Below are 19,109 nucleotides of genomic sequence, written 5' to 3' on the forward strand. Positions count from 1 at the left end.
CGAACTGGTGGGAAGGCTCACTGCTGTGTGCGGTACCGAGGAAGTCCTGGCCTATTGGCGGCGGCTGCTGACATCGCTGCCGCTCGAGATCTCACTGCCCGCCGATCGGCCCCATCCGCCGCAGCCGCTCACCGAGCGGGACACGCGCGTGCTCGCCGACGTCCCGGACGCCTCCGACGCCGAACGGCTCGCGGCGTTCGTCGCCCTGCTGCACCGCTACACCGGGGCGACGGACCTGACCGTGGGCCATGACGGGCTCCCCCTGCGGGTGTCCGTCGAGCACGAGCCGACCTTCGCCGAGCTGGTCCGCCGGGTGACACAGGCGCACGAGGAGGCGCAGACCCACCGGGTGCCGATCGGGCTCCTGGTGGAGGAGCTGAAGCCCCGGCCCGCGCGGGGCGGCGGCCTGTTCTTCAACACGGCGTTCGCCACGGCCGCGCGGCCCGTCGGTGAACTGCCCGCCCCGGTCGACGTACTGCTGGAGGTGGACGGGGGCGCGGCGCGGGCCGCCTACCACCCCGGCGTCTTCGACGGGACGACGATCGAGCGGCTGCTCGGCCACTACCGCACGCTGCTCGCCGACGGGCTGGAGCGGCCGGAGACCCCCGTGGCCCGGCTGGAGCTGATGAGCCCGGAGGAGTACCGGCAGGTCGTCCTGGACTGGAACGACACCGGGCACTCGGTGCCGGCGGACACCTGGCCCGCGATGTTCGCCGCGCGGGTGCGGCAGCGCCCGGACGCGGTGGCGCTGGTCTTCGAGGACGAGGAACTCACCTACGCCGAGCTGGACGAGCGCGCCAACCGCCTGGCGCACGCGCTCATCGCGCGCGGTGCCGGTCCGGAGCGGATCGTCGCCCTCGCGCTGCCGCGCTCCATCGAGCTGATCGTGGCGGAGGTGGCCGTCATGAAGGCGGGCGCCGCCTATCTGCCGATCGACCACGACTACCCGGCGGACCGCATCGCGTACATGCTGGGCGACGCGCGGCCGGTCTGCATGGTGACCACCGGCGAGACCGCCCGGGACCTGCCCGACCCGGACGGGGGCCTGACGGTTCTGGAGCTGGACTCCCCCGCCACGGCCGCCGAGTTGGCGGAGCTGCCGGTCCACGACCCCACCGAGGCGGACCGCGGCGGTCCGCTCACCGTGCTGAACGCCGCCTATGTGATCTACACCTCGGGTTCGACGGGCCGCCCCAAGGGTGTCGCCCTCGCGCACGGCGGTGTGGCGAAGCTGGTGGCCACCCAGAGCGAACGGTTCGGCATCGGCCCGCACAGCCGGGTGCTGCAGTTCGCCTCGCCCAGCTTCGACGTCGCCTTCTGGGACCTGTGCCTCGGCCTGCTGTCCGGCGGCCGGCTCGTCGTCGTCCCGGCGGAGCTGCGGGTACCGGGCGCGCCGCTGGCCGACTACGCGAACGCGCACGGCATCACCTTCATGATCCTGCCGCCCGCGCTGCTCGCCGCCATGCCCGAGGACGTGCAGCTGCCGCCCACGGCAACGCTGTTGGCGGGCACCGAGCGGGTCTCCCCCGAACTGGTCGGGCGGTACGCGCGCGGGCGGATGATGTTCAACGCGTACGGCCCGACCGAGGCCACCACCAACTCCACGCTCGGCCTGTGCGATCCGGACATCCCGGCCGGGGCGATCGTGCCCATCGGGGTGCCCGACCCGGGGACCCGGGCGTACGTCCTGGACGCGTTCCTGCGGCCGGTGCCCGCCGGGGTCACGGGTGAGCTGTACCTCGGGGGCGCGGGTCTGGCCCGCGGCTATCTCGGGCGGCCCGACCTGACCGCCGAGCGGTTCGTCGCCGACCCGTTCGGGGAGCCCGGTGAGCGGCTCTACCGCACGGGTGACCTGGTCCGCTGGCGGGCCGACGGGCGGCTGGAGTTCCTCGGGCGCGCCGACGCCCAGGTCAAGATCCGCGGCTTCCGGATCGAGCCGGGCGAGATCGAGTCGGTGCTGCGCGGCCACCCGGCCGTCGACCAGGTCACCGTGGTCGTCCGCGAGGACCGGCCCGGCGACCGCCGGCTCGCCGCCTATGTCGTCCCCGCCCTCGACGCGCCGCGCGACGCGGACCCGGACGACCGGGTCGAGGAGTGGAAGGAACTGCACGAACTCCTCTACGGCGCGGCCGGTTCCGAGGACACCGGCGACACCCGTGACACCGTCGGCGCCGAAGACACCACGACCGCCCGTGACGGCTCCGGCTTCCGCGAGAACTTCGCGGGCTGGAACAGCATGTACGACGGCACGCCGATCCCCGTCGAGGAGATGCGCGAGTGGCGGGCCGCGACCGTCGAGCGCATCCGTGAACTCGGCACCGGGCAGAAGGTGCTGGAGATCGGTGTCGGCAGCGGGCTGATCCTGTCCCGGATCGCGCCCGGCTGCGAGGCGTACTGGGGCACCGACCTCTCGCCGGCGGCCGTCACCGCGCTGCGCGCACAGGTCGACGCCGATCCGGAGCTGGCCGCCAAGGTCGAGCTGCGGGCCCAGCCCGCCCATGACACCGGCGGGCTGCCCGCCGGGTACTTCGACACGGTCGTCATCAACTCGGTCGCCCAGTACTTCCCCAGCGGGGAGTACCTCGTCGACGTGGTGCGCCAGGTGTCGGGACTGCTGGCCCCCGGCGGCCGGATCTTCATCGGCGACGTCCGCAATCTGCGGCTGCTGCGCACGCTGCGCGCGGCCGTGGAGACCCGGCGGGCCACCGGTGACGGGGGCGACGACGCGGACAAGAGCGCGCTGCGGTCGGCCGTGGAGCGGTCGGTGCGCTGGGAGGGCGAACTCCTCCTCGACCCGGACTTCTTCGCCGCCCTCGACGGCTTCGACGCGGAGATCCGGATCAAGCGGGCCACGCACCACAACGAACTGAGCCGCTACCGGTACGACGTCGTCCTGCGCCCGGGAGCCCCGGTGACGGCCCGGGAGCTGCCGGACGTCGACTGGGCGGCTCTCGGCGGCCTCGGCGGACTGGCCGGGCTGCTGGCCGGGCGGCCGGAGGGGCTCCGCGTCACCGGTGTGCCCAACGCGCGCCTCGCGGACGACCTGGCGGATCTGCGGCGGCTGGAGGGCAGCAGCCGGGAGGCGGCGTCCGGCGCCGACCCCGAGGACCTGTACGCGCTGGCGGCCGAGCACGGTTACCGGGCGGCGCTCACCTGGAACGGCCACGCCGACGACGGCGCGTTCGACGCCGTCCTCGTCCTCGACGGCGCCTTCGGTCCCCTCTACCGGACGGCCGGCGCCTACCCGCACGCCAACCGGCCGGCGCCCTTCCGCGATGTGACCGCGCTGATGCGGACCCTGCGCGCGCACGCCGCCGAGTGGCTGCCCGACTACATGGTGCCCTCGGCGTTCGTCCCGCTGCACGCCCTGCCGGTCACTCCCAGCGGCAAGATCGACGCACGGGCGCTGCCCGCCCCCGACTACGCGACCATGAGTTCCGGCCGCGCCCCGCGCACCCCCCGCGAACGGCTGCTGTGCTCGCTGTTCGCCCAGGTGCTGGGGCTGGACTCCGTGACGGCCGAGGACGACTTCCTCGCGCTCGGCGGCGACAGCATCAGCGCCATCCAACTCCTCATCCGGGCCCGGGAGTCGGGCCTCAGGCTGACCACCCGTGAGGTGTTCCGGCACCGTACCGTCGAGGCGCTGGCACAGGCCGCCGTCGAGCGGGTCGACGTCCGCACCGCCGACGCGCCGCTGGTGGAGGTCGACGAGGCCGAACTCGCCGAGATCCAGGGCGCGCACCCGCTGCGGGTCGAGGAACTGCTGCCGCTGACCCCGCTCCAGCAGGGCTTCTTCTTCCACGCCCTCACCGGCGGCGACGGGGACACCTATGTCGTCCAGCAGGTGCTGGACCTGGCCGGGCCGGTGGACGGCGAGGTGCTGCGGCGGGCCGCGCAGGGCCTCCTGGACCGACACGCGCCGCTGCGGGCCGCGTTCCGGCAGCGCGCGGACGGCACCCCCGTACAGATCGTCACGCGGGACGCCGCGCTGCCGTGGCGAGAGGTCGATCTCTCGTCGCAGGACAGCGAGGTCCGGGAGTCGCTGGGCGACGCGGTGGCCGCCGACGAGCGTGCCCGCGGCTTCGACCTGGCCGCGCCGCCGCTGCTGCGCTGCGCCCTGATCCGGCTGGGCGGCGAGCGCAGCCGTCTCGTCCTGACGTTCCATCACATCGTGGCGGACGGCTGGTCGTTGCCGGTGCTGCACCGCGAACTCATGGCGTTCTACGGCTCCGACGCGCCCGCCCTTCCCGAAGTCGCCCCCTACCGGGGCTTCCTGCGACGCCTCGCCGAGCAGGACCGGGACGCGGCCCGCGACGCCTGGCTGGACGCGCTCGCCGGGCTGGACGAACCGACGCGGCTGGTCGGCGACCCGGCCGACACGGCACCCGTGCGCCCGGAGCACGTCCGGCTGGAGCTGTCCGAGCGGACCACGGCACGGCTCGCCGAGCGGGCCCGTGAGCACGGGATCACCCTCGGCACGGTCGTCCAGGGCGCCTGGGGTCTGCTGCTCGGCAGGCTGACCGGCCGGGACGACGTCGTCTTCGGCACCACGGTCTCCGGGCGCGACGGCGAGGTCGAGGGCATCGCCTCCATGGTGGGCCTGTTCATCAACACCCTGCCGACCCGCTTCCGTTGGACCCCGCGCGAGTCCCTGGGCACCCTGCTCGTCCGGCTCCAGGAGGAGCAGGCCCGGCTGCTGGACCACCAGCACCTGGGCCTCGCCGAGATCCAGCGGCTCACCGGGCACGCGGGTTCCGGCGAACTCTTCGACACCCTCGTGGTGTTCGAGAACTACCCCGCCGAGACGGACCTCCGGGACGCCTCCGGGACCGTCCGGATCACCGGCGACGCCTTCCACGACGCCGTGCACTATCCCCTGGCCCTCGTCGTCAAGCCCGGCCGACGGCTCGACCTGCGGCTCAAGCACCACGCGGAGCGCCTCGACGGCGACACCGTCCGCGCGCTGGGCGACCGGCTCGTCCGCGTCCTGGAGGCCATCGCCGAGGCACCGGACCGCACGGCGGCCACCCTCGACCTGCTCTCCCCCGACGAGGCACTGAACGCCCACCCCTCCGGCGAGGAACGTCGCGTCGCGGAGACCACGCTCGCGGCCGGCTTCGCCGCGCAGGTCGCCCGGACCCCGGACGCGACGGCCGTCGTCTTCGGGGGCGAGCGGCTGAGCTACGCCGAACTCGACGCCCGTGCCGAGGAGTTGGCCGTACGGCTGCGCGGCCGGGGCGCCCGCCCGGGGACGTTCGTGGCGGTCGCCGTGCCGCGTTCGGCGGAGCTGATGGTGGCGCTGCTGGGCGTCCTGAAGTCGGGCGCCGCGTATCTGCCGGTGGACCTGGACTACCCGGCGGACCGGGTGGCGCACATGCTCGCCGACTCGGGCGCTACGACGGTGGTCACCCTGGCGGAGACGGCCGGCCGACTGCCCGAGTTCCAGCCCCAGCCCCAATCCCAACCCTCCGAGCGGAACGTTTCCGCAGTGCCCTCGGCGCTGCTGCTGGACGCCCCGGAGGACGAGCCGGCCGCCGGCACCGACATCACCGCCACCCCCGTCCCCGCCCGCCCCGACGACCCCGCCTACCTCATCTACACCTCCGGCTCCACCGGCCTCCCCAAGGGTGTCGTCGTCACCCACCGCGCCATCGTGAACCGGCTGGCCTGGACGCAGGGCGAGTACGGGCTCGGCGCGGACGACCGGGTGCTGCAGAAGACGCCGTCGAGCTTCGACGTGTCCGTGTGGGAGTTCTTCTGGCCGCTCCTCGAAGGCGCGACCGTGGTGCTGGCCCGCCCGGACGGCCACCGCGACCCCGCCTACCTCGCCGGACTCGTCCGCGAGGAGGCCGTCACGACCATGCACTTCGTGCCGTCGATGCTGGAGGCGTTCCTCAGCCACGACGAGGTCACCGGCGACCCCGCCTGGTCGGCGTCGCTGCGCCGGGTGCTGAGCAGCGGTGAGGCGCTGCCGGTCAGCGCCGCGAGCCGCTGGCACGCGCTGACGGGCGTACCGCTGCACAACCTGTACGGTCCGACCGAGGCGGCCGTCGACGTCACGTACCACCCGTACGCCTCCGACGAGGAGCAGGCGCCCGGCGCGTCCGTGCCCATCGGGCGTCCCGTGTGGAACACCGGGCTCCGGGTGCTGGACGCCTGTCTGCGGCCCGTCCCCGACGGTGTCCCCGGTGAGCTGTATCTGACCGGTGTGCAGTTGGCCCGTGGCTACCACGCCCGTCCGGCGCTGACCGCCGAGCGGTTCACCGCCGACCCGTACGGCCCGCCCGGCACCCGGATGTACCGCACCGGTGACCTGGTCAGACGGCGCCCGGACGGCGTGATCGAGTATCTGGGCCGCACCGACCGGCAGGTCAAGCTGCGCGGCAACCGGATCGAACTCGGTGAGATCGAGGCCGCGTTGGTCCGGCTGCCGCAGGTCGCGCAGGCCGCCGTGACGGTGCGGGACGACGCGCTCGTCGCCTACGTCGTGCCCGCCTCAGGGGCCGCCGAGGTGGGCGACCTCCGTGAGGCCGTCACCGAGGCGCTGCCCGCCCCCATGGTGCCGAGCGCCTGGGTGGTCCTCGAAGCGCTGCCCCTCACCCCGAGCGGCAAGCTGGACCGGGCCGCGCTGCCCGCCCCTCAGGCCGTACGCGGGACCGTCACCCGCGCCCCGGGCAGCCCCCGGGAACAGGTGCTCGTCGAGATCTTCGCGGCGGTGCTGAAGCTCCCCGAGGTCGGGGTCGACGACGACTTCTTCCTGCTGGGCGGTGACAGCATCAGCTCGATCGCCGTGTCCAGCCGGGCCCGTCGCGCGGGTCTGGCGATCGGTCCGCGCGAGGTGTTCGAGCACCGCACCCCGGCGGCGCTCGCGGCGGCGGCCACGCTCGACGAGACGGCTCCGGGGGACACCCCTGCCGTGTCGGCGTTCGCGCTGACGGAGGAGGAGCGGGAGCGGGTCGAGCGGCTCGCCCCGGGCCGGATCGAGGACGTGTGGCCCCTCGCCCCGCTCCAGGAGGGCCTGTTCTTCCACTCGAACTTCGACGACAGCTCCCTCGACGTCTACACGGTCCACGAGTCCTTCGACTTCGCCGAACGCGTCGACGCCGAGCGGCTGTCGGCGGCCATGCGCACCCTGCTGGCCCGCAACCCCAGCCTGCGGGCCGGGTTCACCAGTGAGGGGCTGCGCCAGCCGGTGCAGTTCATCGTGCGGGACGCCGGGATCCCGCTGACCGAGGTGGATCTGGCGGGGCTCACGGCGGCCGAACAGGACGTCCGGATGCGGGAGTTGCTGGAGGAGTCCCGGTCCCGGCGCTTCGACCTCACCCGCCCGCTGCTCTTCCGGATGCTGCTGGTCCGGCTCGGTGAGGAGCGCGGCGACCGGCTGATCGTCGGCCGTCATCTGATCCTGTGGGACGGCTGGTCGGCCTGGCTGTTCCTGGACCAGCTGTTCGCGCTGTACGAGAGCGGCGGCGACCCGGCGGGACTGGACCGACCAGGTTCGTACCGCGACTATCTGACCTGGCTGGAGCGGCAGGACGACACCGAGGCCACCCGCGCCTGGCGTGCCGCGCTGTCCGGCTTCGAGGAGCCCACCCTGCTGGTGCCGGCCGCCTCCGAGCGGGGCCAGGAGCCGGTGATCCCGGAGCAGCTGGACGCCGTACTGGACGCGCCGGTCGCCGAGCGGCTGCGCGACACCGCCCGCGCCCACGGCCTGACCATGAACACCGTGCTCAACGCGGCCTGGGGACTGGTCCTGGCCGGGGCGACCGGGCGCACCGACATCGCGTTCGGTACGACGGTCGCCGGGCGGCCCAGCGAGGTGCCCGACGTCGAGAACGTCATCGGCATGTTCCTGAACACCGTGCCCGCGCGCATCGCCTTCGACCCGCGCGAGCCGGTCGTCGGGCTGCTGCGCCGGATCCAGGGTGAGCGTCTCGCGGTCATGCCGTTCGAGCACCTGGGCCTGGGCGTCCTCCAGGCCGAGTCGGGCCACCGACGGCTGTTCGACACCCTCTTCGTACTGCGCAACGCCGACACCGACGAACGGCTCGCCGAGCTGCGCGAGCGGCACGGCGCGACCGCCGTGGCCAACGTGGACGCCACGCACTACCCGGCGAACCTGGTCGTCACGCCCGGCGAGACGGTCAGGGCGACCCTCGCCTACCGGCCCGATCTGCTGGACGGCGACCACGCGCGACGCCTGCTGGACCGCTTCGTGCTGCTGGTGGGCCGTCTGGTGGCCGACCCGCACGCGCCGGTCGGCTCACTGGACTCCCTGCTGCCCGCCGAGGCCGAGGCGCTCGCCGTCGAGGAGGCCGAGCGGCGGCAGCCCGTCCCGCACGAGACCGTGGCGGACATGCTGGCCGCGCAGGCCGCCCGTACCCCGGACGAGACCGCGCTCGTCTTCGGCGCGCAGACCCTGACGTACGCCGAACTCGACGCCCGCTGCGACCGCATGGCGCGGCTGCTGATCGAGCGCGGCGCCGGACCCGAGCGGGTGATCGCCCTCGGGCTGCCCCGCTCGATCGACATGGTGGTGGCACTCTTCGCGGTGCTGCGCACGGGCTCGGCGTATCTGCCGCTGGAGCTGGACCACCCGGCCGACCGGCTGTCACTGATGCTGGCCGACGCCCGCCCGCTGCTCCTGCTCTCCACGGAGGGCGTGTCGGCGACGCTGACGGGCGACACGCCGCGTGTGCTGCTCGACGATCCGGCGGTGGCCGCCGAACTGGCGGCCCTGCCCGCCGACCCGGTGTCGGTGACCTTCAGCCTGGACCACCCGGCGTACATCATCTACACCTCGGGCTCGACCGGCCGCCCCAAGGGTGTCGTCACCCCGTACCTCGGCCTGACGAACATGCAGCTCAACCACCAGAAGGAGATCTTCGCCCCGGCGATCGCGTCGGCGGGCGGACGGCGGCTGCGGATCGCGCACACCGTGTCGTTCGCGTTCGACATGTCCTGGGAGGAGCTGCTGTGGCTCGTCGAGGGGCATGAAGTACACGTCTGCGACGAGGAGTTGCGGCGGGACGCGACCGCGCTGGTGGCGTACTGCGAGGAACACCGCGTCGACGTGGTGAACGTGACACCGACGTACGCCCATCTCCTCCTGGAGGAGGGCCTGTTGGAGGGGCACCGGCCGCCGCTGGTGCTGCTCGGCGGCGAGGCCGTCACCGAGACGGTGTGGAACACCCTGCGGGACACGGAGGGGACGTACGGCTACAACCTGTACGGCCCGACCGAGTACACGATCAACACGCTCGGCGGCGGCACGGAGGACAGCGCCACCCCGACCGTCGGCAGGCCGATCCGCGCCACCCGCGCCCGTATCCTCGACACCTGGCTGCGGCCGGTGCCGGACGGTGTGGCGGGCGAGCTGTACATCGCGGGCGTCGGTCTGGCACGCGGCTACCTCGACCGGCCCGGTCTGACGGCCGAGCGGTTCGTGGCCGACCCGTACGGTCAGCCCGGCGAGCGCATGTACCGCACCGGTGACCTCGTACGACGCCGCCCGGACGGCAACCTGGACTTCCTCGGCCGGACCGACGACCAGGTGAAGATCCGGGGTTACCGGGTGGAGCTGGGCGAGATCGAGACCGCGCTCGTGCAGCACCCCGAGGTGTCGCGGGCCGCCGTCATCGCCCGCGACGACACCGCCGCGCCGGGGACGAAGCGGCTGGTGGGCTATGTCGTGCCCGCCGAACTCGACGGGGACGCGCGGGAGTCGGCCGAGCGGGAGCAGATCGGTGAGTGGCAGGAGATCTACTCCGCCGAGTACACCGAGATCGGCACCGCGCTGTTCACCGAGGACTTCGCGGGCTGGGACAGCTCCTACGACGGCACCCCCATCCCCCTGGAGGGCATGCGGGAGTGGCGCGAGGCCACCGTGGAGCGCATCCGTGAGCTGCGGCCCCGCCGCATCCTGGAGATCGGTGTCGGCTCGGGTCTGCTGCTGTCGAAGCTCGCGCCGGACGCGGAGGCGTACTGGGCGACCGACTTCGCCGCGCCCGTGATCCGCAAGCTCACCGAGGGCGTCAAGAGCGACCCGGTGCTGGCGGGCAAGGTGGAACTGCGCTGCCAGCCCGCCGAGGTGACCGAGGGGCTGCCCGCCGGCTTCTTCGACACGGTCGTCATCAACTCCGTCATCCAGTACTTCCCGAGCCTGGACCACCTCCACCAGGTGATCCGGGGCGCGCTGGACCTGCTCGCGCCCGGTGGCGCGCTGTTCCTCGGTGACGTCCGCGACCTGCGGCAGGCCCGGGTGTTCCAGTCCGGCATCCAGGCCGCCCGCGCCGACGCGGACACCGAGCCGGACGGTCTGCGCCGGGCGGTGGAGCGCGGTCTCGCGCTGGAGAAGGAACTCCTCGTCGACCCGGACTGGTTCACCACCCTCGGCGTCGGTGTCGACCTGCGCACGAAGGCGGGCCGCCACCACAACGAGCTGACCCGCTACCGGTACGACGTGGTGCTGTACGAGGGCGATGCCGGGCTCTCGCTGGACGAGGTCCCGGCCGTGGAGTGGACCGGACGGGACGCGCTTCTCGCCCGGCTCGACGGCACCGGACCGTTCCGGGTGCGGGGCGTCCCGGACGCCCGTACGGCCGGTGACCTGGCCGGGCTGCGCGCGCTGGACACCGGCCGGCCCACCGCCGTCGCGGCGACGGGAGTGGAACCGGATAACCTGCGGGAGACCGCCGGGTCCCACGGCTACCGGCTGCTCACCACCTGGTCCGCCGAACCGGGCTCCTACGAGGCCGTGTTCGTGCCCGACGGCGCGACCTCCGGCGACGGGACCCCCGGCACCGGGGCCGGGCGCACGGCCGGCCTGTACCGGCCGCGTGCCGACCGCGACGCCGACGCCCCGTTCGCCAACACCCCGGCGGCCGGACGCGGTCACACCGCGCTGATCCGGCGGCTCCGCGACGACCTCGGGCAGCGGCTGCCCGGCTACATGGTGCCCGCCGCGTTCGTGGTCCTGCCCGGACTGCCGATGAACGACAACGGCAAGCTCGACGTCCGCGCCCTGCCGGACGCCGAACCCGCCGTCGCCCTGTCGGCCGGACGCGGCCCGCGCACCCCCGTCGAGGAGGTGCTGTGCCGGCTCTTCGCCGAGGTGCTGGGCCTGCCCCGCACAGGCGCGGAGGACAACTTCTTCGACCTGGGCGGCCATTCGCTCCTCGCGACCCGGCTGATCAGCCGCGCCCGCACCGAACTGGGCGCCGAGCTGGCCATCCGTGACCTGTTCGAGGCGCCCACCCCCGAGACGCTGGCCCTCCGCGCGGCCACCGGGCAGCCCGCCCGGCCCGTGCTCGAACCCGCCGCCGAACGCCCCGCCCGTATCCCGCTGTCGGCCGCCCAGCGCCGGCTGTGGCTGGTGGAGCGGATCACCGGGGACGGTGTCGCGTACAACTTCCCGCTCGTGTTCCGGCTGCGGGGCGCCCTGGACATCGACGCCCTGCGGGCCGCGCTCCGCGATGTGACGGACCGTCACGAGGCGCTGCGGACGCGGTTCCTGGAGGCCGACGGGGAGCCGTACCAGTGGATCGCGGCGCCCGGTGAGGCCGAGCCGGAGTTCCGGCTCACGGAGGGCACGGAGGCCGGGCTCGCGGAGTGGATCGAGGAGGCCCAGCGCCGCCCGTTCGACCTGCGCACCGAACTCCCGGTCCGCGCACAGGTGTCGAGGCTCGCGGCCGACGACCACGTGGTGGCCGTCGTGCTGCACCACATCACCACCGACGAGTGGTCCGACCGGCCGTTCCTCGCCGATCTGAACCGGGCGTACACGGCCCGCGCCGAGGGCCGGGACCCCGGGTGGGCGCCGCTGCCGGTGCAGTACGCCGACTACACCCTGTGGCAGGAGCGCCTGCTCACCGAGGTGGAGGACAGCCAACTCTCTTACTGGACGGGCGCCTTGAGCGGGCTCCCGGAGGAGATCCCGCTGCCGCTGGACCGGCCGGGGGCGCCCCGCGCCACCGGGCACGGGGCCGTGGTCCGCGCCACGCTCCCGGACGCCACCGGGGACGCGCTGCGCGACCTCGCGGGCACCCACCAGGTCAGTATGTTCATGCTGTTCCAGGCCGCGACCGCCGCGCTGCTGCACCGGCTCGGCGCCGGGGACGACATCCCGCTCGGCGCGCCCATCGCGGGCCGTACCGACAGCGCGGTGGACGAACTGGTCGGCTTCTTCGTCAACACGCTGGTGCTGCGCACCGATCTGTCCGGCACCCCGTCCTTCGAGGAGCTGCTCGGCCGGGTGCGGGAGGCGGCGCTGGCCGCGTTCGAGCACCAGGACGTGCCGTTCGACCGGGTCGTCGAGGCCGTCAACCCGGTCCGCACCGCCGACCGCAACCCGCTCTTCCAGGTCATGCTGGGCTACCACCACCGGCCCGACGGCGACCCGGACCTGTTCGGGCTGGCCACCGAGTGGTTCGACATGGACAACGGCATGGCGAAGTTCGACCTGGACTTCACCTTCGTCGACCACGGGCCCGGCCAGGACATGACGCTCCTGCTGGAGTACGCCACCGATCTCACCGACGAGGAGACCGCCACCGGGCTCGCCGAGCGCCTGCTGAGCCTGCTGACACGGGCCGTCGCCGAGCCCGGCCGCCCGCTGCGCGACCTCGACGTCCTCACCGACACGGAGCGGACGGCCGTCACGACCGTCTGGAACGACACGGCCCGCCCCCTGGAGACCCGGTCCGTGCCGGAGATCCTCGACGCCATCGTCCGGGAACGGCCCGACGCGCCCGCCCTCACCACGGGGGCGTCCCGGCTCACCTTCCGGGAACTGGGCGCGCGGGTGGACGCCGTGGCCCGGCTCCTGCTGGACCGGGGCGCCGCCGCCGAACGCGTCGTCGGCCTCGCCCTGCCCCGGCAGCTGATGGTCCCGGCGCTCCTCGGTGTCCTGAAGTCGGGTGCCGCCTATCTGCCGCTCGACCCCGAATACCCCGCCGACCGGCTGGAGTTCATGCTCCGCGACGCGACCCCGCTGTGCGTGCTCACCACGGCGGAGCTGGCGCCGAAGCTGCCGGAGGGGTGCACGGTCGTCCTGATCGACGCCCTGGCCCCGTACGAGGGGGAGGCACCGGCCGTCGCGCCCCCCGCCCCCACCGGCACCGCCTATCTCATCTTCACCTCGGGTTCCACCGGCACCCCCAAGGGCGTCGTCGGCACCCACCGGGGCCTGAGCAACTTCTTCGCGGCCCACCGGGACGACCTCATCCGGCCCGCCGAGCGGTCCCTCGGCCGGGACCGGCTGCGGGCCGTGCACGCGGCCTCGTTCAGCTTCGACGGCTCCTGGGAGCCGCTCATCTGGCTGCTCGCCGGGCATGAACTGCATGTCGTGGACGAGGCCGTGATGGCGGACCCGGCCGCGCTGCTCGCCCACCTCGGCCGGGCCGACATCGACTTCCTCGACGTCACCCCGACCTACCTCCGCGAGCTGATCCACCACGGCTTCCTGGAGCCCGGCGCGCACCTGCCCGGGGTGATCGCCGTCGGTGGCGAGGCGACCCCGGCCCCGCTGTGGGAGCGGCTGTGCGCCCTGCCCGGCACCCAGGTCCACGACCTGTATGGGCCCACCGAGAGCGCGGTCGACGCCTACGGCTGGCACAGCGACACCGCCGGCCGCTGGGCCGCGCCGCTGGACAACATCCGCGCCCATGTCCTGGACGAGCTGCTGCGGCCCGTCCCCGTGGGCGTCACCGGTGAGCTGTACCTCGCCGGTGAGGGCCTGGCACGGGGCTACCTGAACCGGCCGGGCCTGACCGCCGAGCGGTTCACGGCCGACCCGTTCGGCGCGCCCGGCACCCGGATGTACCGCACGGGCGACCTCGTCCGGCGCCGCCGCGACGGCTCCCTGGAGTTCCAGGGCCGCGCCGACGGCCAGGTGAAGCTGCGCGGCTTCCGTATCGAACTCGGTGAGATCGAGGCGCTGCTCGCCACGCACCCCGACGTGGCCACGGCCGCCGTCGTGGTCCGCGAGGACACCCCGGGCGTGCGCAGGCTCGTCGCGTACGTCCTCCCGGCGGCCGGGCGCGTCCCGGACCCGGCGGAGCTGCGCGGCCACACGGCCGGAGCGCTGCCCGCGCACATGGTGCCGACCGCGTTCGTCACCGTGGCGGCACTGCCGCGCACGGTCGCGGGCAAGCTCGACGAGAAGGCGCTGCCCGCGCCCGACCTCGCCGCGCTCACCTCCGGCCGCAGGCCCCGCACCCCGCGCGAGGACCTGCTGTGCGAGGCGTTCGCCGCCGTCCTGGACGTGCCCGAGGTCGGGATCGACGACGACTTCTTCGCCCTGGGCGGTCACTCGCTCCTCGCGATGCGCCTCACCGCCCGCATCCGGGCCGTGCTCGGCGCGGAGGTCTCGCTGCGTACGGTCTTCGACGCGCCGACGGTCGCCCGGCTCGCCCGGCACCTCGCCGACGCGACGGACGGGACGGGTACGGCCCGCCCGGCGCTGACGGTCCAGGAACGCCCCCAGCGGCTGCCACTGTCCTCCGCCCAGCAGCGTCTGTGGGTGCTGTACCAGGTGGAGGGCCCCAGCGCGACGTACAACATCCCCTCGGCCTGGCGGCTGACGGGCGCGCTGGACGTGGAGGCGCTGCGGACCGCCGTGCACGACGTCGTCGTACGCCACGAGACGCTGCGCACGGTCTTCCCGGACGACGAGGGCCGGGCCCACCAGCTGGTGCTGGCGGCCGACGAGGTCCGGGTGCCGTTCGAGGTCGTCGACACCGACGCGGACCTGCTGCCGGAGCTGCTGGCGGAGGCCGGTGCGTACGGCTTCGCGCTGGACCGCGAACTGCCGCTGCGCGTCCATGTGTTCCGCACGGGTGAGGAGGAGTGGACGGTCCTGGTGCTCATGCACCACATCGCGGGCGACGAGTGGTCGGAGGGCCCGTTCAACCGGGACCTCGCGCTCGCCTACGCCGCCCGTACGGCCGGACGCGCCCCCAAGTGGGAGCCGCTGCCGGTGCAGTACGCGGACTACACGCTGTGGCAGCGGGACGTCCTCGGTGACGAGAAGGACGAGGACAGCCTCGCGGCACGGCAGCTCGCGTACTGGAAGCGGGCGCTGGCCGGGCTGCCCGAGGAGCTGGCGCTCCCAGTCGACCGGGCCCGCCCGCTGGAGTCCACCTACCGGGGCGGCTCCGCCGATCTCTCCCTGGACGCCGAACTCGCCGCCGCTCTGCACGGGTTGGCGCGTGACAACGGGGTCAGTGTGTTCATGGTGCTCCAGTCGGCCGTGGCCACGCTGCTGTCCCGGCTCGGCGCGGGGCACGACATCCCGATCGGCAGCCCGATCTCCGGGCGCACCGACGCCGGTCTGGACGAGCTGGTCGGGTTCTTCCTCAACACGCTGGTGCTGCGGACGGACACCTCCGGGGACCCGACGTTCCGGGAGCTGCTCGGCCGGGTCCGGGAGGCCGACCTCGCCGCGTTCGACCATCAGGACGTGCCGTTCGAGCGGCTGGTGGAGGTGCTCAACCCGGCCCGGTCGCTGGCCCGTCACCCGTTGTTCCAGGTGATGGTGGTGTACCTGGCGTCGGGCGGGGACGACACCGGACTGCCCGGGCTGGCCGCCCGCCGGGACGACGTGGCCCAGACGACCGCCAAGTTCGACCTGTCCTTCGACTTCGTCGAGCGCGGGGACGGCACCGGGGTGGACGGTGTCCTGGAGTACAGCGCCGATCTGTTCGACCAGGGCACCGCCGAGGCGTTCGCGGCCCGGCTGCTGCGGGTGCTGCGTGCCGTGGCGGCCGACCCGGACGCCCCGCTCGGCGGCATCGACATCCTGGGCGCGGAGGAGCGGGCCCGGCTCCTCGGCGGCTGGCACGGCAGGCCCGCCGCGGGGGCGCCGACCACCACGCCCGCGCTCTTCGAGGAGCGGGTGCGTCTGCACGGTGAGCTGCCCGCCGCCGCGTCCGACGGCGTCGAGCTGACGTTCGCCGAACTCAACGCGGACGCCAACCGGTTGGCAAGACTGCTCGTCGAGGCCGGCGCCGGACCGGAGCGGTTCGTGGCGCTCGCGCTGCCCCGCACCGCGCGCTTCCTGACGGCCGTCCTGGCCGTGCACAAGGCGGGCGCGGGCTATCTGCCGCTCGACCCGGACGCCCCGGTGGAGCGCACGGCCGACGTCCTCGCCGACGCCCGGCCGGTACTGACCCTGACCACCCGCGACCTGGCCGCCACCCTGCCGACCGGCACCGAACCGTTGGTGCTGGACGACGAGGCCACGGAGGCTCGGCTCTCGGCGCAGGACACCGCCGACCTCACCGACGCCGACCGCACGGCCCCGCTGACGCCCCGCCACCCGGCGTACGTCATCTACACCTCGGGCTCCACCGGCCGCCCCAAGGGTGTCGTGATCACCCACGAGACCCTCGGCAACCTGTTCCACAGCCACCGCGAGACGCTCTACTCCCCCGCCATCGAGGCGGCCGGGCGGCGGCATCTGCGGGTCGGGCACGCCTGGTCGTTCTTCTTCGACGCGTCCTGGCAGCCGCAGCTGTGGCTGCTGGACGGGCACTGCGTGCACATCCTGTCCGAAGAGGTCCGGCGTGACCCCGAGCTGGTCACCGAGGCCGTGCTGCGGCACCGGTTCGACTTCCTGGAGGTCACCCCGTCGTTCTTCACGCAGATGGCCGACAGCGGTCTGCTGCGCGACGGCGACTGCCCGCTCGCGGTCGTCGGCGTCGGCGGCGAGGCGGTCCCCGTAGCCCTGTGGAAGCGGCTCGCGGAACTGCCCGGCACCGAGGCGTTCAACCTGTACGGGCCGACCGAGTCGACCGTGGACGCCCTCGTGGGCCGGGTCCGCGACAGCGAACGGCCGCTCGTGGGACGGCCGGTGGCCGGTACCCGGGCGTACGTCCTCGACGACCGGCTCCAGCCGGTGCCGCCCGGAGTCCCCGGTGAGCTGTACCTCGCCGGTGGCGGTCTCGCCCGGGGCTACCTCGGCAGCCCGGCCCTGACCGCCGAGCGGTTCGTGGCGGACCCGTTCGGTCCGGCCGGATCGCGGCTGTACCGCACGGGCGACCTGGCCCGCTGGACCGCCGACGGCAGGATCGACTACCTGGGCCGCGCCGACGACCAGGTCAAGATCCGCGGCTTCCGGATCGAGCCCGCCGAGATCGAGGCCGCGCTCACCACCCACCCGGAGGTCGGCCAGGCCCTGGTGACCGTCCACCAGGACGGCCCCCGCAAGCTGCTCGTGGCCTATGTCGTCCCGGTCCCGGACACCTCGCCCGACCCGGCGCTGCTGAGGGCCCATGTCGCGAGCCGGCTCCCGGACCACATGGTCCCGGCGGCCGTGGTCGCCCTGGAGCGGTTCCCGCAGCTGGCCAACGGGAAGCTGGACCGGTCCGCGCTGCCCGCGCCCGACTTCACCGCCCTGTCCTCGGGACGGGCCCCCGCGACTCCGGTGGAGGAACTGCTCTGCACGGTCTTCGCGGAGGTGCTGGGCCTCGAACGGGTCGGTGTGGACGACGACTTCTTCGCGCTCGGCGGAGACAGCATCGTCGCCATGCAGCTGGTGGGCCGGGCGCGTGCGGCGGGGCTGCGGATCAGCCCGCGGCTGGTGTTCCGGCACCGTACGGTCGCCGCGCTGGGCACGGTCGCCGAGGCGGCCGACGTGTCCGCGCCGCGCCCGGTGGACGACGGCACCGGCAGTGTGCCGCTCACCCCGGTCATGCACTGGCTGCGCGAACTGGGCGGCCCCTTCGCCTCGTACCACCAGGCGGCCCTGGTCCGCACCCCGGCGGCGCTGGACCTGCCCGCGCTGACCACCGTGCTCCAGGCGCTCGCCGACCGGCACGACCTGCTGCGCGCCACCCTGGTCCGGCCCTCCCGCGAGGACACCGCCCAGTGGTCGCTGCAGGTGCCGCCGGTCGGTGCGGTCGACGCGGCGGGCTGGATCGAGCGGGTCGACGTGTCCGGACTGGACGCGGCGGCGCTGGGCGAGACCGTGCGCGAACACACCACGGCGGCACGGGCGTCGCTCGACCCGGACGCCGGGGTGATGGTCAGGGCGGTGTGGTTCGACGCGGGCGACGCCCCGGGACGGCTGCTTCTGCTGGGCCACCACCTCGTCGTGGACGGGGTGTCCTGGCGGGTGCTGCTGCCGGACCTCGAAGCGGCCTGGCGGGACGTCTCCGCCGGACGGCCGGTCTCGCTGCTGCCCGTGGAGACCTCGTTCGCCCGCTGGTCGAGGCTGCTCACCGAGTTGGCCCAGGCACCGGAGCGGGAGGCCGAACTCCCCCTGTGGGAGGCGATCCTGGACGGCGGCGCCGAATCCCTGCCGCTCGACCGGGACCGCGACCCGGACCTCGACACCGCCGCCACCCAGCGCGAGGTCGTGCTGCGGCTGCCCGCCGAGCACACCGGACCGCTGCTCTCGGCCGTCCCGGCCGCGTTCGGCGCACAGGTCAACGACGTCCTGCTGGCGGGGCTCGCTCTCGCCTTCGCCGACCGGCGGCGGCGGACGGGCGGTGCGGACACCTCGGTCCTGGTCGACCTCGAAGGCCACGGCCGCGAGGAGGAGCTGGGCGGCGACGGGGTCGATCTGTCCCGTACGGTCGGCTGGTTCACCAGCGTCTACCCGGTCCGGCTCGATCCGGGGCCGGTGGACACGGGCGAGGCGTTCACGGGCGGGCCGGCCGCCGAGCAGGCCGTACGGCGGGTGCGCGAGCATCTGGCGGCACTGCCCGCGAACGGCGTCGGGTACGGGCTGCTGCGGCACCTCAACCCCCGCACCCGTGACGTGCTGTCGGCCTACGAGCCGCCGCGCGTCGAGTTCAACTACCTGGGCCGGTTCGGCATCCCGGAGGAGACGGACTGGTCGTACGCGCCGGAGGAGGACGCGGCGGACATCGGGTCGGAGGGCTCGATGCGGGAGGGTCACGCGCTGGAGATCAACGTGGTGACCGAGGACCGGGCGGACGGGCCGGTCCTGGCCGCGCACTGGTCGTATCTGGAAGGACTGCTGCCGCTCGAGGCGGTCCAGGATCTCGCCGAGACCTGGTTCCGGGCCCTGAAGGGGCTCGTCGCGTGGGCGGAGCGGAACCCGAAGTGAGCAACACGAAGTCGGACATCGGAAAGAGGAATGG

Annotated in this window: 1 protein-coding gene; it reads left to right on the top strand. The window is 73.9% G+C overall.

The features are described from left to right. The first annotated feature begins 25 nt into the window (after window positions 1-25). Window positions 26-19,075, top strand: a complete 19,050-nt coding sequence (locus J8M51_RS06850; RefSeq protein ID WP_267299037.1) for a non-ribosomal peptide synthetase — start codon at window positions 26-28, stop codon at window positions 19,073-19,075. Window positions 19,076-19,109 lie beyond the last annotated feature (34 nt).

Origin of the sequence: Streptomyces griseiscabiei (assembly GCF_020010925.1) — a bacterium.
GTDB classification, from domain to species: domain Bacteria; phylum Actinomycetota; class Actinomycetes; order Streptomycetales; family Streptomycetaceae; genus Streptomyces; species Streptomyces griseiscabiei.